General features: G+C 66.0%; 28 protein-coding genes. 20 read left to right on the top strand and 8 right to left on the bottom strand.

Going from position 1 to position 24,833, the window contains the following annotated elements; all coding sequences use genetic code 11:
• The first annotated feature begins 24 nt into the window (after positions 1-24).
• The 4 genes from ACREE8_RS10590 to ACREE8_RS10575 all read left to right on the top strand — a co-directional run bounded on the left by ACREE8_RS10590 (position 25) and on the right by ACREE8_RS10575 (position 5,376).
• Positions 25-2,082 (top strand): HAMP domain-containing methyl-accepting chemotaxis protein, encoded by a 2,058-nt coding sequence (locus ACREE8_RS10590; protein ID WP_431572958.1) that lies wholly within the window; start codon positions 25-27, stop codon positions 2,080-2,082.
• 94 nt (positions 2,083-2,176) lie between these two features.
• Positions 2,177-2,527: a hypothetical protein gene (locus ACREE8_RS10585; RefSeq protein ID WP_431572957.1), complete on the top strand. Its 351-nt coding sequence runs from the start codon at positions 2,177-2,179 to the stop codon at positions 2,525-2,527.
• Between the two features lie 419 nt (positions 2,528-2,946).
• Positions 2,947-4,800 carry a CHASE3 domain-containing protein gene (locus ACREE8_RS10580; protein WP_431572956.1) on the top strand — a complete coding sequence of 618 codons (1,854 nt, stop codon included), beginning with the start codon at positions 2,947-2,949 and terminating at the stop codon, positions 4,798-4,800.
• Positions 4,801-4,998: 198 nt separating this feature from the next.
• Positions 4,999-5,376 carry a thiol-disulfide oxidoreductase DCC family protein gene (locus ACREE8_RS10575; protein ID WP_431572955.1) on the top strand — a complete coding sequence of 126 codons (378 nt, stop codon included), beginning with the start codon at positions 4,999-5,001 and terminating at the stop codon, positions 5,374-5,376.
• Positions 5,377-5,400: 24 nt separating this feature from the next.
• Here ACREE8_RS10575 and ACREE8_RS10570 read toward each other — a convergent pair whose 3' ends face one another.
• The 6 genes from ACREE8_RS10570 to ACREE8_RS10545 form a co-directional block, all read right to left on the bottom strand.
• Positions 5,401-5,865, bottom strand: a complete 465-nt coding sequence (locus tag ACREE8_RS10570) for a DUF1348 family protein (protein WP_431572954.1) — start codon at positions 5,863-5,865, stop codon at positions 5,401-5,403.
• A 32-nt stretch (positions 5,866-5,897) separates the two neighbouring features.
• The gene (locus ACREE8_RS10565) at positions 5,898-7,289 is read right to left on the bottom strand and encodes a phospholipase D-like domain-containing protein (protein WP_431572953.1); all 1,392 of its coding nucleotides are present in this window, start codon (positions 7,287-7,289) and stop codon (positions 5,898-5,900) included.
• 108 nt (positions 7,290-7,397) lie between these two features.
• Positions 7,398-7,913: a hypothetical protein gene (locus ACREE8_RS10560; protein WP_431572952.1), complete on the bottom strand. Its 516-nt coding sequence runs from the start codon at positions 7,911-7,913 to the stop codon at positions 7,398-7,400.
• A gap of 137 nt (positions 7,914-8,050) precedes the next feature.
• A complete protein-coding gene (locus tag ACREE8_RS10555; RefSeq protein ID WP_431572951.1) occupies positions 8,051-8,833 on the bottom strand; it encodes an alpha/beta hydrolase in 783 nt (260 codons plus the stop codon).
• A gap of 172 nt (positions 8,834-9,005) precedes the next feature.
• The gene (locus tag ACREE8_RS10550) at positions 9,006-9,671 is read right to left on the bottom strand and encodes a response regulator transcription factor (RefSeq protein ID WP_431572950.1); all 666 of its coding nucleotides are present in this window, start codon (positions 9,669-9,671) and stop codon (positions 9,006-9,008) included.
• Entirely contained in the window at positions 9,668-11,260 is a 1,593-nt protein-coding gene (locus ACREE8_RS10545; protein WP_431572949.1) for a sensor histidine kinase, read from the bottom strand. The genes ACREE8_RS10550 and ACREE8_RS10545 overlap by 4 nt, the downstream gene beginning before the upstream one ends.
• A 264-nt stretch (positions 11,261-11,524) precedes the next feature.
• On the opposite strand from ACREE8_RS10545, the gene ACREE8_RS10540 reads away from it, so the two are divergent.
• Positions 11,525-12,178 carry a helix-turn-helix domain-containing protein gene (locus tag ACREE8_RS10540; protein WP_431572948.1) on the top strand — a complete coding sequence of 218 codons (654 nt, stop codon included), beginning with the start codon at positions 11,525-11,527 and terminating at the stop codon, positions 12,176-12,178.
• Positions 12,179-12,415: 237 nt separating this feature from the next.
• Positions 12,416-12,616 (top strand): dodecin family protein, encoded by a 201-nt coding sequence (locus ACREE8_RS10535; protein ID WP_431572947.1) that lies wholly within the window; start codon positions 12,416-12,418, stop codon positions 12,614-12,616.
• A 132-nt stretch (positions 12,617-12,748) separates the two neighbouring features.
• Here ACREE8_RS10535 and ACREE8_RS10530 read toward each other — a convergent pair whose 3' ends face one another.
• Positions 12,749-14,047 (bottom strand): LLM class flavin-dependent oxidoreductase, encoded by a 1,299-nt coding sequence (locus tag ACREE8_RS10530; protein WP_431572946.1) that lies wholly within the window; start codon positions 14,045-14,047, stop codon positions 12,749-12,751.
• 614 nt (positions 14,048-14,661) lie between these two features.
• On the opposite strand from ACREE8_RS10530, the gene ACREE8_RS10525 reads away from it, so the two are divergent.
• The 13 genes from ACREE8_RS10525 (at position 14,662) to ACREE8_RS10465 (ending at position 22,801) form a co-directional block, all read left to right on the top strand.
• The gene (locus tag ACREE8_RS10525; RefSeq protein ID WP_431572945.1) at positions 14,662-15,612 is read left to right on the top strand and encodes a hypothetical protein; all 951 of its coding nucleotides are present in this window, start codon (positions 14,662-14,664) and stop codon (positions 15,610-15,612) included.
• A complete protein-coding gene (locus ACREE8_RS10520; protein WP_431572944.1) occupies positions 15,605-16,327 on the top strand; it encodes a hypothetical protein in 723 nt (240 codons plus the stop codon). The genes ACREE8_RS10525 and ACREE8_RS10520 overlap by 8 nt, the downstream gene beginning before the upstream one ends.
• A 34-nt stretch (positions 16,328-16,361) precedes the next feature.
• Entirely contained in the window at positions 16,362-16,580 is a 219-nt protein-coding gene (locus ACREE8_RS10515; protein ID WP_151175471.1) for a hypothetical protein, read from the top strand.
• On the top strand, positions 16,577-16,993 hold the full coding sequence (locus ACREE8_RS10510; protein WP_431572943.1) for a hypothetical protein: 417 nt from the start codon (positions 16,577-16,579) through the stop codon (positions 16,991-16,993). The genes ACREE8_RS10515 and ACREE8_RS10510 overlap by 4 nt, the downstream gene beginning before the upstream one ends.
• Before the next feature lie 8 nt (positions 16,994-17,001).
• Positions 17,002-17,715 carry a hypothetical protein gene (locus ACREE8_RS10505; RefSeq protein ID WP_431572942.1) on the top strand — a complete coding sequence of 238 codons (714 nt, stop codon included), beginning with the start codon at positions 17,002-17,004 and terminating at the stop codon, positions 17,713-17,715.
• 21 nt (positions 17,716-17,736) lie between these two features.
• The gene (locus ACREE8_RS10500; RefSeq protein WP_431572941.1) at positions 17,737-18,468 is read left to right on the top strand and encodes a hypothetical protein; all 732 of its coding nucleotides are present in this window, start codon (positions 17,737-17,739) and stop codon (positions 18,466-18,468) included.
• A 3-nt stretch (positions 18,469-18,471) separates the two neighbouring features.
• Complete coding sequence (locus ACREE8_RS10495) at positions 18,472-18,711, top strand: hypothetical protein (RefSeq protein WP_431572940.1); 240 nt, start codon at positions 18,472-18,474, stop codon at positions 18,709-18,711.
• 11 nt (positions 18,712-18,722) lie between these two features.
• Complete coding sequence (locus tag ACREE8_RS10490; protein WP_431572939.1) at positions 18,723-19,352, top strand: hypothetical protein; 630 nt, start codon at positions 18,723-18,725, stop codon at positions 19,350-19,352.
• Positions 19,353-19,365: 13 nt separating this feature from the next.
• Complete coding sequence (locus ACREE8_RS10485) at positions 19,366-20,868, top strand: geranylgeranyl reductase family protein (RefSeq protein ID WP_431572938.1); 1,503 nt, start codon at positions 19,366-19,368, stop codon at positions 20,866-20,868.
• Positions 20,869-20,884: 16 nt separating this feature from the next.
• Entirely contained in the window at positions 20,885-21,085 is a 201-nt protein-coding gene (locus ACREE8_RS10480; protein WP_431572937.1) for a hypothetical protein, read from the top strand.
• Between the two features lie 13 nt (positions 21,086-21,098).
• A complete protein-coding gene (locus tag ACREE8_RS10475; protein ID WP_431572936.1) occupies positions 21,099-21,524 on the top strand; it encodes a hypothetical protein in 426 nt (141 codons plus the stop codon).
• A 91-nt stretch (positions 21,525-21,615) separates the two neighbouring features.
• A complete protein-coding gene (locus ACREE8_RS10470) occupies positions 21,616-22,185 on the top strand; it encodes a hypothetical protein (protein ID WP_431572935.1) in 570 nt (189 codons plus the stop codon).
• A 28-nt stretch (positions 22,186-22,213) separates the two neighbouring features.
• Entirely contained in the window at positions 22,214-22,801 is a 588-nt protein-coding gene (locus tag ACREE8_RS10465) for a hypothetical protein (protein ID WP_431572934.1), read from the top strand.
• Between the two features lie 31 nt (positions 22,802-22,832).
• Here the strand turns inward: ACREE8_RS10465 and ACREE8_RS10460 are convergent, their stop codons facing one another.
• Positions 22,833-23,762, bottom strand: a complete 930-nt coding sequence (locus ACREE8_RS10460) for a LysR family transcriptional regulator (RefSeq protein WP_431572933.1) — start codon at positions 23,760-23,762, stop codon at positions 22,833-22,835.
• Between the two features lie 131 nt (positions 23,763-23,893).
• On the opposite strand from ACREE8_RS10460, the gene ACREE8_RS10455 reads away from it, so the two are divergent.
• Positions 23,894-24,778 carry a hypothetical protein gene (locus ACREE8_RS10455; RefSeq protein ID WP_431572932.1) on the top strand — a complete coding sequence of 295 codons (885 nt, stop codon included), beginning with the start codon at positions 23,894-23,896 and terminating at the stop codon, positions 24,776-24,778.
• Positions 24,779-24,833: the final 55 nt, after the last annotated feature.

The raw sequence follows: 24,833 nt of genomic DNA, 5'->3' as shown, positions 1-24,833 counted from the left end.
CCCGGGCAAATGGAGATCGTGATCATGTCGAGTATAATTTTGTCTGCGAATGCGAAGCGGGGCGGCCTTCTGGCCAGCCTGAGCAATATGAAGGTCAAGACCAAGGTGCTTTCGGGCTTCGCGCTCGTCCTCCTGCTGTTGGCCGGCGTCTCCGCAATTTCCTTTATGGGCTTTACCTCGATCTCGAACCAGTTCGGCGACTATAGCGACGCCGTGGGCGTCGCCGCCGACGCCGGAGAGATCGAGCGCGACGTGGTCAAGCTGCGCCGGAACATCGACAACTATGTCGGCACGCGCGATTCCACGGCCGCGAAAGACGCGGCCGAGGTGGAGAAGAAGCTCCAGGAAGAAATCGAAGCCGGCTTGAAGCACGCGGTCGACGAAACGCAGAAGAAAGCGTTCGAGGCGGTGGGTGAAACCCTGGCCACGATCATCGGGAACTTCGGCAAGGTGGAGGAGCTCGAGGCGGAACGCGTCAGGATCGCCTCGGAGGTGCTGGACATCGCCGGCCCGAAGCTCTCGGCAGATCTCGAAGATCTCGTCCACAAGGCCACGCAGCGCGGCGACAGCAATGCCGCGGTCCTCGCCAGCTCGGCCCTCTATGAGATCATCAAGGCGCGGCTCTACTCGAACCTGATGTTGGAACGGCGCGAGACCGGATCGGCTGCGCAGGCGGAAACCGCTTTCGAAGAGGCCGCGAAGGCCGTCGGCCAGATCGAAAAGGTCGTCACGGATCCCGCGTTCCTTGCCGAGGTGAACGAGATCAAGACGCTGATCGCCAGCTATGACGAAGCCTTCAAGAAGAGCGAAGTCATCGACGGCGACATGGAAAAGCTGGTCAATGAGACGATCGGCGAAGAATCCGAGAAGGTGATGAGCGACGCCGAGACGATCAGCGCCGACGCGGCCAGCGAGGAAGAGAAGGTCGCCGAGGAAACCCACGGCGTCATCGCGAGCTCCGAGACGCTCTCGATCATCCTCAGCCTCGGCGGCATCGTCTTCGGCTTGCTGATCGCATGGCTCATCGGCAGCGGTATCGCCAAGCCCGTCCTCGCGATGACGACGGCGATGTCGAAGCTGGCCGGCGGCGACAAGACGATCACGGTGCCGGCGCTGGGCCGCACGGACGAGATCGGCAAGATGGCCGACGCCGTCGAGGTGTTCAAGCAGAACGCCATCGAGATGGATCGCCTGGCGGAAGAACAACGCAAGGAGCAGGAGCGCAAGGAAGTGCGGCAGCGGGCCGTCGAAGGCTATATCAAGAGCTTCGACCAGTCCGTCACCGGCCTTCTCGGCATCCTCGCCTCGGCCGCGACCGAGATGCGGTCGACCGCCGAGAGCATGTCGGCCACCGCCGAGGAAACGTCGCGTCAGTCGACGGCCGTCGCCGCGGCGTCCGAGCAGGCCGCGACCAATGTGCAGACCGTCGCATCTGCCGCGGAAGAACTGGCCAGCTCCGTCGCCGAGATCAGCCGGCGCGTGTCGGAATCCACCGATATCGCCGGCCGCGCGGTCAGCGAGGCGGCGCGAACCAATACGGAGGTCAAGGGGCTGGCGGAAGCGGCGCAGAAGATCGGCAACATCGTCCAATTGATCAACGACATTGCCAGCCAGACCAACCTGCTTGCGCTCAACGCCACGATCGAAGCCGCCCGTGCCGGAGAAGCCGGCAAGGGCTTTGCCGTGGTCGCCTCGGAAGTCAAGTCGCTGGCCAACCAGACGGCCAAGGCGACCGAGGAGATCGCCACCCAGATCAACGCGATGCAGAGCGCGACTGCGGGGTCCGTCGGCGCCATCGAAGGCATCGGCGGCACGATCGCCAAGATCAGCGAGATCGCCACCGTGATCGCGTCCGCCGTCGAGGAGCAGGGGGCTGCGACCCAGGAGATCGCCCGCAACGTTCAGCAGGCGGCGGCCGGTACCTCCGAGGTCACGTCCAACATCACGGGTGTGACGCAGGCCGCCAGCCAGACAGGGGCCGCGTCGGCTCAGGTTCTGGCAACGGCCGGCGAACTCGCCAAGCAGGCGGAACTCCTACGCGCCGAGGTCGACGGCTTCCTCAACAACATCCGGGCCGCCTGATCGCGAACCACGAAGCCGGGGGGCGTTGGCCGATCGGCCAAGCGGCCCCCGGCGCCGCCCTGTATGTCAGTCGTCAAACTGGGGAAAGCCCGCCATGGGTGCCATCGTCAACCATCCGGCCATCGTCAAGGGGAGCGTCCAGACCATCGCCAATCTGCATGCCGTGCTGGCGGAGGAATGCGCTCGTTCGATCCAGGGGCTGGAAGAGATCATTCTCAGGCTGAAAACGATCGATTCGCTGGATCCATCGATCGGATTGGTGCCCGCCATCGCAGGTTACGAGCAAGTCATTGGAGTTCTCGCGGACATCGATCAGACGGCCATGCCCGAGGCGACGAAGATCGACGATCTGGCACGCCTGGTTCGGGTCCTGTCGGACACGATTGCGACGGCCTGCACGATCGTCCAAAGCAGGACCGAGGCCGCATCGGAACCATCGTCATAGAGAAATGTCTGCAGTGTCCGAAAGTAATGGTGCGGGCCGCCTTTAAGTATGGGAGTTTCGGAATATATCGCCGATAGTCAAAGCTGTCGATTTCAACTAATACGAGTCGCGGAGCGTAACTCCAGCATTTGCATTTCTTCGCGCGCGACATTCCCGCGTCAGGTATGGACCGGTCGCGCTGCCCTGAGGCGGCTGGCGGGGCTATGCACGGTGGAGCCGCGCCGACGCCCGCGATCTTCCATGCTCGGCGGAGCGTAACACGACATTCCAATCATGGCCCGGCATCCCGGGCCCGACAAGAACCTGCGGAGATGCAACAGGCGCCGGCTGAGACGCGGGTCTTGGATATGAGTGGAGATCCGCGACGGAATTTGGCGCGCGGCCGGTGACCGCCGCTCGAAACAGGAAGGGAGCTTGAGGTGTCCGTTGCCGGCGCTGGCCGATCGCGGCAGGAACCCCCTCGCGAGGGGTGGCGAACCCGATTCGGGCGGCTGGTCGCCCTGTGGCTCGCTATTCTGGCGATCTGGAGCTTCTACGGCGTGGCGTACTACCACATATGCGCGCTGATGGCCGCCGGAGACGCGGCGAGGCATGCGCTGGACGTCCGCTACGAAGCCGAACGTCTGCTTTCCTTTCTCAGCACCGCCGAGACCGACCAGGAAGGATACATCATCACCGGCGACCCGGCCTATCTCGAGCCGTATCGCGCCGCCGCGGTGGAGACTCCGCGATCTCTCCAGCAGCTAAGCCAACTCACCGCCGACAATCCGAACCAGCGGCAGAGCGTCAGCCTGCTCCGATCCCTCGTGGCCGACCGCTTTCGTTTGCTCGAGGACTTGATTCGGCTTCGGCAGGATCAGGGGCTCTCCGCCGTCGACACGCCGCGACTGGCGGAAGGCCGGGCCATCATGGATCGGATTCGGGGAATCGTCGCCGGCATGGAATGGGCGGAGAACGATCTCTTCGAGGAGCGCTCGGAAAGTGCCGAGCAGCGTGTCGAGGAATCCGTCCTCGTTCTGCTCGTCGGGATCGTTTCGAGCACGCTGGTCATCGTCGGCCTCTTTCATCTGAAGCGTCGAGAGGCGGACCGGCGACGGCACACCGAATCCATGCTTCAGAAGCTCAATGCGGAACTCGAGGAGCGCGTGTTGCAACGGACCGCGGAGATCGAGCAGAACCACCGGTTTCAAAGCGCCATTCTCGAACGGATGCAGGACGGCCTGTTCGTCGAGCGCGATGGTCGCGTGGTCTTTGCCAACGACGCCTGCCTCCGTCTCTTCGGCGCGACGGCATCGGTTCAACTTCTCGGCAAGCCGACGGTCGTCCTGTTTCGGCATGACGACCGTCAACTCTTCCAAGGGCAGGCCGCGGCGCTGGCCGAAGCCGGGATTCCGGTGACGGCCATCGACCGGAAAATCGTCCGTCTCGACGGAAACGTTCTTGATGTCGAAGTTGCTGCCGCGCCTTTCGACAGCAACGCCGCTCATGCGACGCTTGTCATTTTGCGCGACATGACCGAGCGCAAGGCGAACGAGAAGCGACTGGTACAGGCGCAGAGAATGGAAGCCATCGGGCAACTGACCAGCGGGATGGCTCACGACTTCAACAATCTGTTCGCCGTCGTCGTCGGCGGTCTCGGGCAACTCGAAAGGGAGATCAAGGACAACGGCAAAGCCCGCGAGCTGTTGGATGTCTGCATGAGATCGAGCCTCCAGGGTGCCGAGCTCATCCACCGGCTCCTCGCCTTCTCTCGGCGCCAGCCCCTGGATCCCAAGATATTCGAGCTCAACGAGCTGGTTACCGGGACCATGGATATGCTGCGCCGGACGTTGGGCGAGCGGATCGATATCCGCATGACTCTCGCCGACGATCTGTGGCCGACGATTGCCGATCCGGTACAGGTGGAGTCCGCTCTCGTCAACCTCGCCATCAATGCCCGAGACGCCATGCCCGAGGGCGGGGTCTTAGGTATCGAGACGGCCAACAAGCCGCTGGACGCGCAGTATGCCGCCGAAAATCCCGAAGTCGCGCCCGGCGATTATGTCATGCTTGCGGTATCGGACACCGGCAGCGGCATTGCGCCGGAGATTCTGAATCGGGTATTCGAGCCGTTCTTCACGACGAAGGAGAGCGGCAAAGGCTCGGGCCTGGGTCTGCCCATGGTGCTCGGCTTCGCCAGACAGTCGCGCGGTCATATCAAGATCTACAGCGAGTTGAATCGGGGCACGGTGGTTTGCCTGTATCTTCCGCGCGCCTATCCCGCCCCGCCTTAGGCGGTCCTGCCGACTCGCGGAGTCGCGCTCCCTCATGGACATGGCGATCCCGGTTGCCGAGACGGGTGCGGAGCGGAAGGCCGGAAGAGGACCGGGTGGACTTATGGCGATCGGGATGACTAGCGTGATGGGTGGCGACCATCGGGGAGACGCTGGTCTTAAGCCTCGCTCGTGGCGCCGAAGCGGAAATGACCGGCCATGCTCGCCAAGCTCACCGTCTGGTACAACACCAAATGCCCGGTCTGTAACGCCGGCATCGACTGGCAGCGCAGCCGGCTGCTGCGTGCGGTGCGGGCCGGCGATGTCGAGTTCCGCGACATCAATCTCGAGCCCGCGGCGCTAACCCGCTTCGGGGCGGACCTGGAAGCGGTGCGCCGCCGGCTTCACGGTGTCGATGCCGAGGGCCGGCTCCATGTCGGCGCCGATTGCGCGATCGAGATCTGGCGCCGCACGCCGGGCGATCGCTGGCTCGGCGGGCTGCTGGGCCTGCCTGTCATCCACCCGGTCGCGCGCTTCACCTATGACCGTTTCGCCGGCTGGCTCTATGGCTGGAACCGGCGGAAGGGGCATTGGTAGAGCGACGTCTCTCGCGCTGCCGCGCTAAAGTCCCGGATCGGTGAGGCCCGGATGATCGTCGGGCCGGCGCCCGAGCGGCCAGCGGAATTTGCGCTCAGGCTCGGTGATGCGCTGGTCGTTGATGCCTGCGACGCGCCGGCGCATCAGCCCCTCCTCGTCGAACTCCCAATTCTCGTTGCCATGCGAGCGATACCAGTTGCCGCTGTCGTCATGCCATTCATAGACGAAGCGCACGGCGATGCGGTTGCCGGTGAAGGCCCAGAGCTCCTTGATCAGGCGGTAATCGAGCTCGCGCTGCCATTTGCGCGTCAGGAACGCCTCGATCGCCTCGCGGCCCTGGAGGAACTCCGCGCGGTTGCGCCAGCGGCTGTCGGGCGTATAGGCCTGGGCCACGCGCTGCGGATCGCGGGTGTTCCAGGCGTCCTCGGCCAGCCTCGCCTTCTGTGCGGCGGTCTCGGCGGTGAAGGGCGGGAGAGGTGGACGAGCCATGTCGATCTCCTTTGATATCCAATGATCGTCGTCTATTCGCCATAGGCGGCGGGGTCGAGCCGGAAAGCAAGGCCTTGCCAGTCGAGGTCGCCCGCGTCCCGCCTGCGGCGATTGTCTTGCGCGATCTGGCGATAGAGATGAAGCGCCGCGCGGTCGTCGAATGCCACGGTATCGCGCCCGAGATGCTCCGCCAGCAACTGGCAGCGCAGCGCCCGCACGACCGGCGGGTCCCAGAAGGACGCGTTCATCTCGGCATTGCCGTTCATCGAATTCCAATGGAGATTGCAGGAGCCGACCGTGGCCCAGCGATCGTCGATCAACATGGCCTTGCCATGGACATAGATGTTGCTCCGCCCACCCTGATTGTCGCGGGCGGCGATCCCGGCCAGCATGAAATTCCCATAGCGGCGGAAGACGGCGAGTTGCTCGAAGAACGGCTTCCATTCGGGATTCCGCCGGGCCTCCCGCACGCGCTCTTCCGGATCGGCGGGGACCAGCATGACGATATCGACGCCGCGCTTCAGGGCCGCCTCGAAATTCGCCGCGACCGCCGGAGTCGGGACCGCCTGGTTCTCGACATAGATCGTATCGCGGGCGGCATCGATGGCCTGGCGATATTGCTCGAAGATGGTCCGTTCGCCGCCGGCGATGTCATAGACCTTGCCGCCGGGCGCCGCATGACCGTCGCGATAGCAACCGGGATGCAGATTGCGCTGGATCTGCACCCGGCTCCCGCCTTGCGGCGCGGAGATCAAGGCGGGGAAGGGCAGAGCATCGGCTTCGCCGTGACCCCAGCGTCCGTCTTCCGCCTGGCGCTCGCTGGCTTCGTTCCAGCGCTGGACGAAATTGTGATGGATGTCGGTCGCGGAAGGACCGCCCAGCTCCAGATAGAGATCGTGGCGGCCGCCTTCGCCCTCATGGCCGGGCGCGCCGATGGCCTTGCCGGTCAGGTTGATGCCGCCGACGAAGGCCGTCTCGGTCGGCTCGCCGGCGTCGATGAGCCAGCTTTTCTGATGCTGGCAGAAGCCCCCCGGCGCCCGGTCCCAGCGGGCGAGGAAGCGCGAGCCGCGTGCACGCAGCATGTCGCGATCGGCCGGCGCGCCGGCGAAGACGCGCCCATAGTCGCTGCTCTCGGGATTGGGGCGCCAGAAGATCACGCGCACATCGAGGCCGCGCGCGACCGCGCGATCGAGCAGATCGAAGAAGGAGCCGCGACCGTCAGGCAGGCGGAAATCCGGCGCGATGAAGGTGACCGTCACCCAGACACGGCGACGCGCGGCTTCGACCGCCTCGCCGATCCGCCGGAAGGCGGGGACGCCATCCACCAGCGGCCGCAGCCGGTTCCCTGTCCGCACGGGGTAGGAGCCGGTCGCGACGAAGGGAATGTAGGACGTGGTGTCGATGGCGGCGGCGGCGGAAGTCATGGGTACCGGGTAGCAGAACGAGGGAAGCAGCCTCGCATCTTTATCCCTTCACCCCTCGAGGGGGAAGGTTGGGAAAGGGGGATGCCAGGCACCCCCTCCCCGAATCCTTCAGCCCAGGCGGGCGGCTTCGACCAGCCGGCGGCCGCGCGCTTCAGCGCCGTCCATCCAGATCTCGAGCGGGCTGGCGGCGGCCCGACCCGAGGGAGCAGCCTGGAGCGCATCGACGTCATGCATATAGACCGCCAGCGCCACCATGTCCTCATGCAGCTCGGTCAGCATGCGATGCGGCAACACCAGATCGGCGTCGTCGCCGACGAGATGGCGCAGGCGGTCGATATGATCGAGACAGCCCAGCACGGCGCCGCCGAGCTTCCGGGTCCGGTCCGCGATCGCATCCATCGCGGCGAGGATCCGCAAGGTCCGCTCGTCCTGCGGCAGGCGATGGTCGCGGAAATAGGGACCCGACAGATGCCAATGAACGGTTTTCGCCCGGGCATAGAGCGTGGAGAGATCCTCGAGCAGCGCGTTGAGCGTGGCTGTGGTCACGACGATCGGCTCGGCACCGCTGCGATCCGACGGGACGGCGAAGAACGGGGCCTCCGCAAGCTGCTGTTGGATGTTCATGGTGCTGTCTCTCTCGCGCGGGTGATCGATGCTGTCGCCACGCTAAGCGAGAGAGCCGCGAAGGGATTGCGCCCCGCTCGCGGGGCTTGAACGTTTCGCGCGTTCCCGCGGGTCTGCTCCCGCGGATGTCCTGGAATTCAGGTCGCGGCCGCATGAGTGGCCGCCCAGGCCAGGCAGAAATCCGCCAGCGTTTCCCATCCCGGTTCGGTCAGGAGCCAGTGAGAGCGGCGCGGCAGGAGCCGCAGGGCGGTCTCGGCCGGCGAGCGAAGATGGGCGCGATAAAGGGCGCGGAGCGCGGAGGGCTCGAGGATGCGGTCTTCCTCGCCGCCGACCAGCAGCAAAGGCGCACGGGCGGGATTGGCGAAATCGATGCCGGTGCCGATTCCCAGCGCGGCTTCGAAGACGATGCGCCCCGCGGTCGGCACCAGAAGGCGCCGATAAGCCACCGCCTGTTCCTCGGCCGGCAAGGTGTGCGCCACGCGCTTGGCGAAGCGTCCCGGGCTCAGGGCCGGCATCCGTTGCCATCCGCCCAGCACCATCAACGATGCGAGCAGCGGCCCCTTCATCGACAGACCGGGCAGGGCGCCACGCGGGGGCAGGGCGGCGAGGCCGACCCCGGCGGCACCGAGCCCGCGGTCGAGCAGCATCTGCATCACCAGCCCGCCGATGGAATGGCCGATGAGAATCGGCGCCGCCGGCAGGTCCTCGATGAGGCGCGCATAATGTTCGACGAGATCGCCGACGCCGAGCGACGTCAGCCGCGGATCGGGTTCCAGCCGCAGCTCGCCGACCGGCCGGTCGTGGCATGGCCAGGCGGGCGAGAGGCAGGGATAGCCGGCCTTCTCGAAGCGTTGCTGCCATCCCTGCCAGCAGTCCGGCGACAGAAACTCGCCGTGGATGAGGATGACGGAAGTCGACATGGCAAGCCCGTGCGTTCAACGCTCCGGGACAGACCGGCGCGTCGCCTCCATGGGCCGCCATCAGCCGTCATCAGGCTTGAACGGGCTTGCGGAAATAAGACTGTTCCTGCGCCGGCCGGCCCGCGCTGCCGCGGACGAATTGTCGCCCTGGCGCGAATCGGTTCGGGAACGGCTATGAGGAGGACGAGGCCGGAGGACGAACGCCGAGGGCTTCCGCGATGCGCACCAGCTCGGCAAAGGATCGCGCGCCCATCTTCTGCATGACATGGCCGCGATGGATCTTCACCGTGACCTCGCTGAGGCTGAGCTCGCCGGCGATCTGCTTGTTCATCAGCCCGGCGGTCGCGAAGGCCATGATCTCCCGCTCGCGCTTGCTGAGGCTCTCGAGGCGCCGGCGCAGCTCCTCGAGCCCGGCCTCGTTGAGGCGCCGGGTCCGATCGCGCTCGATCGCCATCGCCACCGCGTCGAGCATGTCCTGGTCGCGAAACGGCTTGGGCAGGAAATCGATGGCGCCGGCCTTCATCGCCTTCACCGACATCGGAATGTCGCCATGGCCGGTCATGAAGACGATCGGAATCCGATGGTTGGCCTCGGCGAGCTGTCTCTGGAAATCGAGGCCGCTGATCAGCGGCAGCCGCACATCGAGCACGAGGCAGCTGGCGGTCTCCGGGATGCCTTTCTGCATGAGCTCCTTCGGCGCGCCGAAGGCCTCGACCTTGTAGCCCACCGACCGCAGCAGGCTGTTCAAGGCGCTGCGCACGGCGCCATCGTCATCGACGATGACGACCAGGGTCGCTTCGTCCGGATTCTCCAGATTCGGTATCGTGTTCGTGCTCATTCCTTGTCCTTCGCCACCGCCAGCAGAATATGAAATGTCGCGCCATGGTCGGCGTTGTTTTCCGCCCAGATCCGGCCGCCATGCGATTCGACGATCGAGCGACAGATGGAAAGCCCCAGCCCGATGCCTTCCTGCCGCGTGGTGAAGAAGGCGTCGAACAACCGCGGCATCGCGTCGGCCGCGATTCCGGCGCCATAGTCGCGCACGGAGATCCGGATCGAGCCCGGCGCATCAGCCTGCGATTCGACCATCACCTGTCGCGGCCGGTCGATGACGGTTTCCATCGCATGCATGGCGTTGATCGTGAGATTGATCAGCATCTGCTGCAGTTGAATCCGGTCGATGTGCAGGAGCGGCAGGGACGATCCCAGCTCGAGCCGCAAGGCGACACCATGCTCGGTGGCCTCGCGCTCCACCAGCAGGGCGACTTCCTCGATCACCTCGTTGACATCGAGCGCCACGATCTGGGGATCGGCGCGGCGCGCCAGATCGCGCAGCCGCTGGACCACGGCCCCGGCGCGCCGGCCCTCGGCGATGCTGTGCTCGATGCAGGCCCGCACCTCGCCCAACTCGGGCGGCTCGCGATTGAGCCAGCGCAGGGAGGCTTCGCCATTGGTCACGATCGCAGCCAAGGGCTGATTGACCTCATGCGCGATCGAGGCCGTCAGCTCGCCCAACGTCGAGATGCGGGAGACATGGGCGAGCGCCGATTGCGCCTGCTCCAGCGCGCGCTGCGCCCGCTCGCGCTCCGTAATGTCGAGCACGCTGATCAGCACGTTGCGATAGGAGTCGCTTTCCGGCGGAAAGATCGCCGCCATCAGGATCGCGCGGCGGTCGCCGTCGGCGGTCTGGATCGCCGTCTCATACTCGAATGAATGCGCGCCGTCGAACATGGCGCAGAGCTGCTCGCGGAAGGAGTCGGTGGTCTCGGGCAGGAAGTAGTGGCGCAGCGAGGAGATCGCCTGCGCCTTGTCGCGCGCGCCGAACAGCCGGACCGCCGCTTCGTTCACATCCAGGATCTGCACCATGGCGACGCAGTTCTGCACGAAGGACGGATGATCCGCGAGATAGCCGCGGATATCGGTGATGCCGCGCTGCTTCAGGGTGCGCAGGGCGGAGCGGACCGCGCTGTAATCCTCCTCGAAGATCGAAACGCCCGCCGTCTGGAAGATGTTTCGATAGCGCCGCTCGCTTTCGCGCAAGATCGCCGTCGCGCGCTGGCTGCGTAGCGCCAGCAGGCTGGTGATGGCGATCGCCGACAAGCTGACCATGCAGCGAAGCATCGGATCGCCGTCGAAATTCAATCCATGGCCGATCAGGAACGCGATCATCGTCAGCGCGGCGCAGCCGAACGACACCAGGATGATGCCCCGACGGTCGCAGAAATCGACCGACATCATGATGACGACGGCGTAGAGCACCGCGACCGCGATGCCGGCGGGGCTGATCGTGTCGAAGAGGAAGATGGCGGCGGCGAGCGCGAATGCGAACGCGATCCGGACCTTGGAGACGCCGGCCGGTATCGTCAGGAACCGGCGGCGCGGGGGCGGGGTGGTGGGGCCGCTGTCGGCCGCTGACTGCAGTGCCACGGGCTTTCGTCTCGCGGGTTATGGGCTGGGGAAGAGCCGATCATAACCCATGCCCGCGCCCGCCTCGCAGCCGGAAATCGGCGGCGAAATGCCCCTTTGCGGCACGCCATACCTTGGTATGAGCGGGTGACACTAGCGTCCTAGCCACCCCTCCCTCCGTAGAATTGTTCGTAGCGGCGATTGATCCGATCTTCAGGGTGTCAACAAGAGCTTCCGGGTCGCGAAGGGCGCGGCCGAAGCGGGCACCATCAGAAGGGATCCGTCATGTTCCGAGAGACATCGAGCGCCGCCAAGAGCCAGACCCCGAACGCAGCCTTCTTCCCGGCGGCGCCGGTCGGCCTGGGCGACGTCCAGGCCACGGTGGTCCAGCTCCTGACCAGCGCCAGCGGTTATCTCGAGCGCGACCAGGGCGCGGCACGGCGTTGCCTCAACCGTGCCACAAGCCTCCTGGAATCGCTCAAGCCGGCGAACGATGTCGAAGCCGAGGACGGCCCCGCCTATCTGGCCCGCGGCGGGCTGGCCCCCTGGCAGATCAACCGCCTGAAGGCGCTGGTGGAAAGTCAGCTGGCCTCGGCGATTACCCTGGAAGAGATGGCCGACCTCTGCCGCTTGAGCGTCAGCCACTTCGCGCGGGCCTTCAAGATCAGCTTCGGTGAGCCGCCGCATGGTTATGTGGTGCGCCGGCGGATCGCACGCGCCCGGGAGATGATGCTCGCGACCGAGGAGCCCCTGAGCCAGGTGGCGCTGGATTGCGGCTTCGCCGATCAGTCCCATTTCTCGCGGCTGTTCCGCCGGCAGGAAGGCTCCAGCCCGAGCGCCTGGCGCCGGGCGCATGGCGCCAAGCCCGAGACCCTGAAATCGACGGTATCGGTGGCCCGCCGGACTGCCGGATCCGAACCGATGCAGGCCGGCGCCTGAGGCGACGGCCGGAGGCCGGGCCGCCCGGCCCGGTTTCATCACGAGCTCCCGCTGGCTTTCCCCCCAGCCAGCGGGCGGGGCGTCAGGCCTAGTCTAGCCTGGCTCCCATTACTGGCAGGGCCCGCAGTCTTCCCCCCGGCTGCGGGCCCTGTGTCTCTCCCCCTCCCTCCAGTCCCTGGCCGGCCCCCGATCAAGGGGAGTAGCATCGCTTCTCCAACCTCGATGGGGAGAAGCAGCATGTCTGTCGCCCGTGTCACAAAATTGACCGCCAGTTCGTCGAAGGGCTTTCAAGATGCCGTGGATGCCGCCGTCAAGCGCGCCGCCAAGACGTTGCGCGGGATCACCGGCGTCGAGGTGATCAAGCAGAAGGCCAAGGTCTCGAAGGGCAAGATCGAGGAATATCGCGTCACGCTCGAGGTGACGTTCATTCTCGAATAGAGATCGCGCCGGCGCGGCCGGTGCCAGCGACCCTGCAAGAAGCGGCCCCAGGCGAAATCCCGGGGCCGTTTTGCGGTGTGGCGGCATCCCGGCTCAGGCGCCCGTCCCGCGCTCGCGCCGGATCCGGTGCCCTCAAGGCTTGGGGAAGAAACGGTTTGCCGGTCGCGGCAGCCCCAGATTCTCGCGCAAGGTCCGGCCCTCATAGTCCTTCCGGAACAGGCCGCGGCGCTGCAGCTCCGGCACGACGCGATCGACGAACTCGTCGAGCCCGCCGGGCAGATAGGGGAACATCACGTTGAAGCCGTCGGCGCCCTCCGTGACGAGCCATTCCTCCATCTGGTCGGCGATCATGGCGGGCGTTCCGATCATCTCCAGCGTGCCATAGCTGCCGCCGACATACTGCGCGAGCTGCCGGACGGTGAGGTTCTCCCTCTTCGCCTTCAGGATCAGCTTCTCGCGTGCGCTCTTGCTGGCATTGCTCTCCGGAATCTCGGGCAGAGGCCCGTCGAGATCGAATTTCGAGGCGTCATGGCCGAGCTGGACCGAGAGCGAGGCCATGCCGCTGTCCGGATGGACCAGCGCGTCGAGCCGGACCTTCTTCTCGCGCGCCTCGTCCAGGCTGTCGCCCACCACGACGAAGGCGCCCGGCATGATCTTCAGATGGTCGCGTGAACGCCCGACCTTCTCCATGCGGCCCTTCACATCGGCATAGAAGCGTTGGCCGTCGGCGAGGTTGTTCTGGCCGGTGAAGACCACCTCCGCCGTTTCGGCCGCGATCTGGCGGCCGGCCTCGGAGGAGCCTGCCTGCACGATCACCGGCCAACCCTGGATCGGCCGCGCGATATTCAGGGGCCCGCGCACCGAGAGATCGCGGCCCTTGTGGTTCAGGACATGCAGCCGGTCGGGGTCGAAATAGATGCCGGTCTCGACATCGCGGATGAAGGCGTCGTCGGCCCAGCTGTCCCACAAGCCGGTGACCACGTCGAAGAATTCGCGGGCGCGGCGGTAGCGCGTCGAATGCTCGACATGCTCGTCCAGCCCGAAATTCATGGCCTCATGCGGGTTGCCGGAGGTGACGAGGTTCCAGCCGGCGCGCCCGCCGCTGAGATGGTCCAGCGACGCGAATTTGCGCGCGACATGATAGGGCTCGTTATAGGTGGTGGAGGCGGTCGCGATCAGCCCGAGCCGTTCCGTCACCACCGCCAGGGCCGGCAGCAAGGTCAAGGGATCGAACGAGGTCACGGTGGCGCTGCGCTTCAGCGCCTGCATCGGCATGTTGAGCAGCGCCAGATGATCGGCCATGAAGAAGGCATCGAAACGCCCGCGCTCCAGCGTCTGGGCGAAGCGCTTCAGATGCGCGAAGTTGAAATTGGCGTCCGGAAAGGCACCCGGATAGCGCCAGGCGGCGGTGTGGATGCTGACAGGGCGCATGAAGGCGCCTAGACGCAACTGTCGTGAGCTTGCCAATGATCCGATCCTTGTGTTTGCCGGCGGAACGCGGTCGAGGGTGGCCCCGGCGCCAAAAACATGTTCACGAACGGCGGCATCGGCAAGTGACGGCTTGTCCCGCCGCCGCGGCAGCCGCGGTGATTTGTGAAGCGCCCGACAGGCAGAGCGGCGCCGGGCACCGGCGGCCGACCTGGTATCGCCCCGGTAACAAACCGCGCGGCGGCGCCTTTCAGGAGCAGGAGCCGTCGTCCGGATCGATCGGGGTCGGATGGGGGCCCGTCCGGGCGCAAGAAAAGCTTTAGGAAGAAGGCAAGAAAATATTCTTCCACCGCCCCCGCGCCGGGGGACGCCCGCGGCAGGGGATATGACAGAAGTCTTAGCCCTTCCCACCGCTGCCGGTTGGCGCGCCATCCAATTTCCGGCGCTGTGAGTTCGTTGTGACATAGGTCGAGTCGAGGCCAGAAAGGTCGCCTGCCGACTATCCCACCGAAACTTCATTGGCATGAAAGGCGCGCCGTCCCGCGAATGAAGGCAAGCTGATGGCGGCAAGGTGACCCTGCGCATCGACAGGTGCGCTGGGGAAGGGTGGGGTGCGCATGGCCTGGGAGCCGCACGCAGCGCGGAAGACATTGGGCTGGCAGCCGCCGGCCGCTGCGCGCGAGCGGGTGGATTCCCTGATGCCGGTCTATCGCCGCTTCGTCACCGGTACGCTCGAGCCCATCGTCAAAGCCTATTACCCCGCGCTGCTGGAGAATGCCGGCAACGAATACCGGAAGATGGTCGAGCTCAGCACCAAGATGATGCTGGTCGGCCATGCCTGCACCGAGATCGCCGACTATCCCTATGACGAGCGCCGGCAGCGCATCACCTGCCTCTATGGCTGCTGCTGTTTCCTGGCCGACAGTTTCCTCGACGATTTCGGCGAGGAGGCGACCCGGGCCTATGTGACGCGGCTGGAGCTGCTCTTCACCACCGGCTGGTTCGAGGTCAGGAACGAGCGCGAGACGCTTTTCTATGTCGTGGTCTCGCGGCTCTTCGCCGAGCGCGACATCCTCGAGCCGACCCTGCGCCAGGCGATCCTGCGGCTGTTCGAGGCCCAGCGACGCGACGTCGAGATGCGCGGCCTCGAAGCCGAGATGAAGGCGCTGCCCCGCGCCCGGCGGCTGGCGCGGCTGAAGCGTCTGGCCCGCGACCGCAGCGGACACGCCATCATCCTGTTGTCGGCGTTCCTGCTGCCGAACCTGTCGCTGGATTACATCCGGCACATCTTCGTCGCGGGCGCGCTCATCATGTTCATCGACGATCACGGCGACTGCTATGCCGATCGCGCCGACCGCCGCGTCACTTACATGAACGCGCTGGGCCGGCCGGAGCAGGCGCTGCGGCGGATCTTCTCCTCCCACATCCAGAAACTGATGCAGGGCCTGCGCCCGGCCGCCGGCCGCGACCTGCTGATCGCTTTTCTGACTCGCTACTACGTGACGCGCCTGCAGAAGCATCGGGAACAGCGCCGCCTGCGAGGGCCGGCCTGGGCCGTCTATGAATAAGCCCAGCCCCGGCGGCTCGATCGGCGACTTCGTCGCCCTGAAGATCCAGGAGCTCTACAAGGAGAGCAAGATCGACGCCCGCGAGGCGCTGCTGAAGATCGACAATCGCGAGGAGGCGGCGCAGGCGCCGTTCCAGTTCGATCCGGCGGCGGGCCTGCTCCATCGCCGCGACTGCAAGGCGATTCCCGAGGGCGCCCGCACCGCGCTCTACGGCGTCTGGAAGATCTCCCCGGTCGAAAGCCGCTTCGCCTGCCCGCGCTGCAATCCAGCCGGGGCTGCCGAGAAGAACGGGGCGGAGAAGAACAGCGCGGAGAAGCCGGAACCGGAAAAGAAGACGGCGGCGGGCACGTCGGAATCGGAGCGTGCCGGTCCCGAGAAGAACGGCAAGGCCCCCCAGGGCGACGTCGCCGACCTGCTCTATGGCGTGCTGTCGATCGTCAACCAGTTCAGCGGCGTGCTGCGCGAGCGCGGCAAGGAGTTCCGCAAGGGCGGCGATGGCGGCCGGATCAAATCCGAGATCGAGGGTTTCTACGCCAAGCTGGGCGAGCGCGAGAAGGGTCTCGTGCTCATGACCCTGCTCTCACTCGACGAGATGACACGCAAGATCCGCGATCTCGACCAGGACTTGAACGGCGCCGCCAAAGCGAATGGACATGCTGCCAACGGGCACGACAAGAGCGGGGCCGCATCCCACGGCAGGGAGACGCACGAATGATCGGCAAGGCGCCCGGATCCAAGGAGGAGAACTGATGGCCAACATCACCTTGTCCATCCGGCTCGGGCCGCTGGTTCATTTCGAGGTGGTCGGCGATTCCTGCGAGGAGATCAGCCGCGCGCTCCATGGCTTCGAGCATCTGAACAAGACGGTCGGCACCATGTTCAGCGATCTGGCCGAGCGGGTTTATCCCGATCTCGAGAAGGCGGCCGAGGCCGGCAAGCCCCGCGAGTCCGGAGAGAGCGCGTCATGACGCTGAAATCCAAGATCGAGCTGCACGGCCATCCCGACCTCAAGCTGCGGGCCAAGACCGACCCGATCGAGCTCGATCTGCGCTGCGAGGGTGCCTTCAAGCTCTCGACCGGCCCGATCCGCGCGCGGATCGACAAGATCCCGGTCACGGTGCGGATCCCGTTCCTGGCGCGGGCGCATGGCAATGTCCAGGCGATGACGGTCGGCCCCTTCGACGTCCAGATCGATCCCTTCGACGCCAAGCTCAAGATGGTCGAATGCTGGGCCAGGGCCAAGATCGGCAAGGATGGGCTGCAGGTCGACCTCGCCGGCATCGGTGCCTGCAAGCTCGATGTGGAGCTCAGCGCGGAACTGCCCAAGAAGGTCCTGGGCGCCGCGCTCAAGAGCGCGCTCGAGAGCGGCGAGGAGAGCTGAGCCCCGCGATGCGCCCCCATCAGCACGGAACCCACGGCCATCATCCGCCCCCGGCGATCACCGAGGTGACGCATCATGTGGTCGCGCGCCATCAGGTCGAGATCGAGATCTCGCCGCCGCGCGTGGAGCTGGCCTTCCGCGACGAGCGCTTCGTCAACCCGATCAACACGCAGGTCCGCTTCGAGGCGAAGGTCTATAACTCGCGCCGCGGCGCGAGCTGGGAGGTGCTGAGCCCGGCGGGCGGGCCCGGTGCCGGCAGCATCGACCCGCAGGGCCTCTACCGGGCGCCCAACAAGGGCGGGCTCGCCAGCCCCTTCACCGATCTCGTGGTCGCGACCGCGCTCGAGGATCCGCTGCGCAAGGCCTTCGCCTGGGTCACGGTCATCGGCATCGGTCCCGAGCCAGCGCCGACCCCCGTGATCGAGATCTGGCCCAAGCGCGCCACGCTCTATTACGCGCAGGGCGATCACAACGCCTATATCGACGATTCCAACAAGATGCAGCTGTTCGAGGCGCGGTTGAGCCACACGGCCGGCACCGCCATCGAATGGCTCGTCGATGGGGTGCTGCAGGCCGGCACCGCGCCGACCTTTCTCTACAAAATGCCCAATCTCGGCGGCACGCATCTGGCGACGGTCCGCGCGCGCGTCCAGGCGCAGCCGGGCGTGTCCGACGACGCGAAAGTGCTGCAGCTGAACTATGTCTGGCCCGGCCTGCTCTGAGCCGGGTCGCAGGAGAGCGCCATGGATGTCGATGTCAATAAAGTCAAAAACATAGATCCGGTGCGGATCTCGGAGGTCCGCAACATCGATCCGGTGACGATCGCGAAGGTGCAGAAGATCGCGCCGGCCGCGGTCCATATCAAGGAACTCAACAATATCGATCCATTCTCGATCGAATCCCTGCGGATCGACCGGGTCCATAACCTCGACCCGCTCCAGGTCGAACGCTTCAATGTCACCAGCATTCCGACCGTCAATCTGTCGCTGAGCCGGCTGCCCTCGGTCGATCTCAATGTGAAGCGCGTGCCGCCGGTGGCGATCGCGCTCCAGCAGAACATCGATCTCTGCTCGAACTACACCGTGCATACGCGCTTCTTCGGCTTCGAGATCCTGCGCATGACCCTGCATGGCACGACCAAGCTGGTGCCGAAGGACAAGCATCGGCGCGAGCAGTCGAAGAGCGACGATCGCAGCTATACCGATGTCGCGGCCGCCGGCAATCCCGGCATCCCGGTACGGATCTCGGAGAGCTGCACGGTCTCCCAGGTCGCAGCACCGCGCCCGCCGGCGCCCCATCGCGACCATGCGCACCGCCTCGATCGCGGACCCCCGCCGCACTTGGCGGCGCAGCGCCGCCCGGCCATGCATGCCGGCGCGCCGCGCTTCCAGTTCCCGGCGCAAGCCGCACCCAGCCCCGATCCGCATCGCCCGTTCGATGCGACCGGTGGCAGCTCCGTCAGTTCGGGGAGCTAGGCCATGGCCGCGAACCCCTGTACCTGCCCGCAATGCCGTGCCGCCGCGCTGCGAGAGAACATGATGGCGTTGCCCGCCGCCGCCTTTTACGCCGGTGCCGCCAACGCCGCCGCCGTCCGGCATCTGATCCATCGCATGATCTGGGATCGTCCCTGGCCGCCGGCACCGGCGCAAGCCGGCCCGATGATCCATCGTTATCGCTATAGCTGCATCCCGCCGCTCCCGGGCGGCGATATCTGCTGAGAGAGGCTGCCATGGCTGCCACCAACGACGCGGAGGGCTCCGGCCCACGGACCGCGGAGAAGCCGCCGCCGAAACCCGAGGGCGGGCTCGATTTGCGCGAGAAGGTCGACCAGATGGGCATGATCCTGGCCAAGGGGCTGGATCTGGCCGAAGCCGGCGTCAGCCTCGGCGTCACCATCGTCAACCGCATCGGCAGCGCCGCGCAGCAGCAGGTGATGGAGCGGATGGCGGCCGCGATGCAGCGCGAGGGCGAGCCCGAAGCGGCACCGCCGCCGATGCCCGAAGCGGCCGAGCCGCCGCCGGCGGAAGCCGCCGCCTTCTTCATCACCAACCGCCTGCCGCTGGCACCGGGCGGCACGGTCAAGGTCTCCTTCTCGATCAACAATGATTCGATGGTGGCGCCGAAGAAGGTGAGCCTGCGGATCGAAGGCTTTCAGGGCGAGACCACCGGTGCCTCGCTGCCGGCGGCCACCATGTCGATCAAGCCCGAGACCAAGGCGATCGCCCCGGTCGATTTCGAGAAATTCGTGCTGCGCGGCGCGGTGCCGGCGGAGACGCCGCCCGATGTCTATTTCGGCTGGATCCTGGTTTCGTCCGAGGACGAGCTGCGGATTCCGGTCCGGCTCGTGGTGTCGTCATGAGGGCCCTCGTCTCGTGAGTGGCGAGCACATCCATGACGTGGTGGTGGTGGGCGCCGGTCCCGGCGGCAGCAGTGCCGCGGCCTTCCTCGCGCGCGAGGGGCTGGACGTGCTGCTGCTCGATCGTTCGGAATTTCCGCGCGACAAGGTCTGCGGCGATGGGCTGACGCCCCAGGCGGTCTATTGGCTGGACCAGCTGGGCTGCGCCGACGAGGTGATGGCGCAGACCGAAGCCTGTATCCGCGATTGCGACCTCTTCATCAATGGCAAGCATCTCCTGACCGGCGGCTTCCCGGTCGGCACCGCCTATCCGGATTTCGCGATCCTGCTGGACCGCAAGCGCTTCGACGACACGCTGCGGCGCAACGCGATCGTCAAGGGCGCAACGTTCGAGGGTGGGCGGATCCTGCGCGAGGTCCAGGTCGGGCGTGACGCTGTCGAGCTCACCTGCCAGACCCGCGAAGGAACCCGGAGCTTCAAGGGCCGGATCGTGATCGGTGCCGACGGCGTCTCCTCGACCGTCTCCCGCGCCATCGGCAACACGCTCAAGACCGGCGCCATGGCGCTTTCCTTGCGGGCTTATTACCGCGACGTCGAATGCGAGGGCGCGCAGATCAAGGTCTATTTCGACCGCGATTACTTTCCTGGCTATGGCTGGCTGTTCGTCGACGACAAGGGTTTCGCCAATGTCGGGCTCGGCTACGCGGTCGACCGCAATTTCTCGATGCCGGGCAAGCTCGCCGAGGATTTCCGCCGCTTCCTCGACCGCGAGCTGGGGACGATGCTGCGCCATGCCACGCGCTGCGGCGCGCCCTCGGGCGGATCGGCCGCTTTCTTCAAGCCCAACGCGATCCTGGCCGACCGGATCATGCTGGTGGGCGATGCCGCCAACCATGCCGACCCGCTCAATGGCGGCGGCATCCACAAGGCGATGGAAAGCGCCTTCTTCGCCGCCGAGACGGCGGTGGCGGCACTCGCCGCTGGCGATTGCTCGGCGCGGGGCTTGCGCGCCTATGAGCGGCGCTGGGGCCGGCATGTGGGATTCGACTGGCAGACGGCCGAGCTCTTCCTCTCCATCGCCAAGAATCCGCACTTACGCGATTTCTGCCTCTTCACCCTGACGCAGATCGGACGGCTCACCGATGCCGACCGGCAGTTCCAGGAATTCTGCAGCGGCGTCTTCAGCGGCGCCATCTCGCAGAGCATCTGCCTCTCGCCGCGCGCGCTCTATCACGCCTTCCCCAAGGACCCGCGCGTCTGGCAGACGATGTTCGCGGCCGAGGGCGGCTCGATCCTGGGGCCGATGCGCATCGCGCGGGGTGCGGCGCAGAGCCTGGGGCTCGCCGGTGCGGAAATGGTGCGCGATCCGCTGGCCAACCTCGATTGGGGCATCGAGGTCGCGACCAAGGCGGTGCGGCTGGTCCAGCGCGGCGTGGCGGAGACGCCGGGCCTGACGCAGCCGGCCGGAATCCATCACACGTCATTGCAGCGGCAGGGTCGCATCGCGGCACCCGCCTGAAAGAGGAGTCGGCAGCATGGCATCGATCTTGGACTCGATCGGAAAGCTGGTTCACGGGACCGCGACGTCGCTCATCGACAATCAGGTCACGGACAAGCTCGCCGACGCGATCAACACCGCCGTGAAATCGGGCTTCGACGTGATCAAGGACAGCCTGAAGGTGGTTCAGGACGTGACGAAACCCGCGGACGACACACCGCCCAATGGCGGACCCTGAAGGAGGATCAGCGATGCATCACTCACCGAGCGGATATCATGGCGGCGGCTGCCAGAGCTGGAGCGGTCCCTATTACATCGCGTTCTTCGCGGTGCCGGTGCCTTGCGCGCCGGTCGATTGCAAGCCCGCCTGCGCCGAGATGGTCGTGCCGCGCGAGGTCGAGGTCGATCCGGCGGGCTCGCCCAAGCAGGGCTTCGTCGGTGGTCATAGCGACACGCATCTGACGCTGGAGTATCTGGTCGATGCCGGCGCGCCGGCGCCCCAGGTCGAGATCACGCTCGAATCGGGCGGCACCACCCAGACCTGGACCGCGACCGACTTGGCCGAGGGCTATCACAGCGAGGAGGCGTTCCTCGCCGCCGACGCCGGCACGAAGGTCACGATCTCGGTCACCGACGCGGTGGCGCGGTTGCGCTGGTGCGAACGGATCTGCTGCTGAACCCATCCGACAGAAGGAGTAGAGGCCAATGCATCCCGCACATCCGCACTATACCGGCCAACCGGGGTTTCCTGGGGGTCATCAGGGTCCCATGATGCCGGGGATTCCGATCTATCCGGGCCAGATGGGCCATGGCTTCTGTCACGGCTGCGGCCATCCGAAATCGAAATGCGTCTGCGGCTGCCGCGAATGCCGCAAGGAATCGAAGGAGGTGCTGGTCAAGGCCGACACCAAGATCGGCGATCTGCGCGGCACCGCAGCCTTCACCGCGATGATGCAGAGCCATGCGAGCGCGCCCATCGTGATGAACATGGCGCCCGCCGGTTTCACGCAAGTCAATGTCGGCGGCCGCGAGACCGTGGCGCTCGACGCGGCCGCGGCGGCGCTGACGGCGGGGCTCGGCACCGCCTTCATCGGCGGCAGCTGCTGCGTCCATCTCTCGGTCGAATACATGCCGACCACGCCGACGGCGCAGTCCCTGATCGCGGTGCTGGTGCAGGACAGCGACGGCACGCTGCTCGCCTGGGGCAAGACCGAGAAACCCGGCGTGGGCTACCAGATCAAGGAATGCATCATCACGACCAAGCCCGGCGCCACCGTCACCATCCTCGTCGTCAATATGACGGCGCGGTTGCGCTGGTGCGAAGTGTTCAGCTGCTGATCCGAAAACCGATCGAGGGAGGCGTCACATGGCCAGAGCCACCAAGCCCGGCGGCAGCCGCAAGGACAACAAGCCGGCGGCACCGCCGCAGGGCAAGACCAAGGCACAGGAGGAGCTCGACCGCTTCCGCGCGCGCTCGGCCGCCACAGCGGCACCAGGCGCCGCAGCGCCGTCACCCTTCCCGACGATGATGCCCTGGATGATGCCGGCGGGCCCCGGCGGCGCGCCCGGCTGGGCCCTGCCGCCCTCGGTCATGCCCTATCCGGGGATGCCGTCGATGCCGGGATTTCCGTCGCTGCCGACCCTGCCGACCGGCGGCCCCGGAATCGGCGACCAGGTCGGCTCGACCCTGGGCCTCGGCATGAATGTGGTGAACCAGCTCCTCGCGGGCAGCCTCCGGCTGCTGCAGGGATTGGCCGGCGCCGGTTACGGCTACGCGCCCGCGGCCTGGGGCGGCCATGGCGGCGGTCATGGTCAAGGCTGCGGATGCGGTTGTGGCGGCGGTTGCGGCTGCGGCGGGTGCGATTCCTGCGGCTCCGACTGCTGCGGCCCCAACTGCTGCGATGTCATGGGGGTTGGCGGTTGCTGCCGGCCCAGCGTCGGGAATTGTTGCTGAGGCGGCGTCGGCGCGCTCGCGGGTGTGCGACCTAGTCGTCCTGCATTTCTTGCAGCAGGTCGAGAAGCAACCGGGTTGGGAGCTGAATGCGTTCGCGCGGCAGCGAGATGACATGGATATCTGACGTGAACCGCTCCGCCTCGCGCAGGACCGGCCACAGCAGGCCTTGTGCAACCTCGACCTGCACGAACGCCTCGGGCAGAAAGCATAAGCCGACGCCTTGGATGGTCAGCCGCTTGGCTTCGTCGAGATGTTCGGACTGTCCGGCGACGACCCGTCCCAATCCATATTGAAGCCGATAGCGGCTGATGACATCCGGTTCGTCGCCGCCTGTCATGATGAGACCTTCGTCTGCGATCTCATCAGGGGTCGCTGCCGTCTTGCCGAAGGATGGGTGGGGGCGGCCACAATAGAGCTGGACCGGCTCGGCATAGAGCAGGCTGTACTCGAAATCCGCATCGAGAAATCTGGCAGGCCCGATGCCGATATCGGCGAGCTGACGCGTCAACCGACGCGTCACATCCGCCCACGGCACGATGTCGACGCCGATCTGCACCTTCGGATAGCGCTGGTGATAGGCGGCGATGACCCGGTCATATCGCGGACTGGTGATGCTGGTAATGGCGGCGATGCGCAGATGCCCGATCACTTCGCCAGGCAGGTTGGCGAGGCGATCCGGCAATCCACCGACACGCTGAAACAGCTCCTCACAGGCATTGGCGACAACCATGCCCTCTGGCGTGAGCTCGAAGTGATTCGAGGCCCGCGTGCATAGTGCAGCGCCGAGATGTCCTTCCAGCCGCCGCAAGGCCAGGCTGACGGCGGGTTGCTTGCGGCCCAGTTTCTGGGCGGCGCGCGTCAGGTTCCCCGATTGGACGATCACATGAAATGTGTGCAGCAGGTTCCAGTCCAGATTGCGCAGGAATCGATCCTGGATCGAAGGGGCGGCCGACCGTGCCATGGGCCTAGGGTCCTGAATTGGGGAAAACCAGGGGTGCAGGCCTGTTTCTGGCTTACTCCATTAATTCAGTCAATGATCGGTATTGACCGTTCCTCGATTGGCGCAGGCCGGCCGATTCCCAGAATTGCGTCATGCGTTCGCCCTCGGAATCCGCATCGCCATTCGCTCTTTCGGACGATCCTCCTGCCGCTCCGGAGTGGCTGGTCGGGCTTTGGTGCCGGGAATCGATCCGGTTTCCGGACGGCTCCAAGGACGACACCACCCGCGTTTGCTGGGGGCAGACCCGCCGGCTCTATGTCGATCTCCGAATTCCCCAAGATCGACCGCAAGCAGAAGGCCGGCGTTCCTTTGACGATTTCAGCCTGACCGAGCTTCACCGACTGGCCGAACAGAAGGGGTTCGCCGGTCACATCACGATGGCCGACGGACTCTGTTCCTGGGTTCGCTATATCGACTACCGGCCGGACACGGGGCGGTCTGACGCCGGGCGGCTTCGGATCGAGGGGGACACACTTTACGAGGAAGGCGATCCGACCTCGATTCTCGCCAGTGCTTATCAGGAGATCTATCACCGCGAGCGTCATGCGACCCGGCTCTGCGCCGCGCTGCGATTGGTCGAGCACCAACCAGCCTCGGCGACCCCCGACGCGACCGGCGCCATCCTGATCATGATCGACGATCGATTTCTGTTCGCGCGACCGCGTCAGCAATCGTTGCCGCCCGCGCAGACCTTGCGCGAACTGGTCGAAGCCGCCGGCAATGATCGCGCTCTGATTCACGCCTATCTCGATTGCGAAATCTCGCTCGGTGGTATCGCGGGGTCCTATCGGCCCTGGACCATCGCCAGATCCACGCTGCCCTTCAGGGAAAGCGCACGGCTCTGGGGCCAGGGCTCCGCCCGGCTGTCCGACGATGGTCATTGGGTGATCCAGGAGAGCGAGGGCGGTCACTGCCACTGGCGCCTGATTGAATCGACGCTTCCAGGTCACGACCTGGTGCGCTTGATCAACGAATGAAACCTCTCCCGGCCGGCAGAAGGCAGGGCGGACGCCTTCCGCCTTTCGCGGCCGT

The organism is Hypericibacter sp. (genome assembly GCF_050729195.1).
Lineage (GTDB): Bacteria > Pseudomonadota > Alphaproteobacteria > Dongiales > Dongiaceae > Hypericibacter.
Note: the sequence above shows the minus strand (reverse complement) of the source record. Positions and strands in the feature narration are given on the sequence as shown.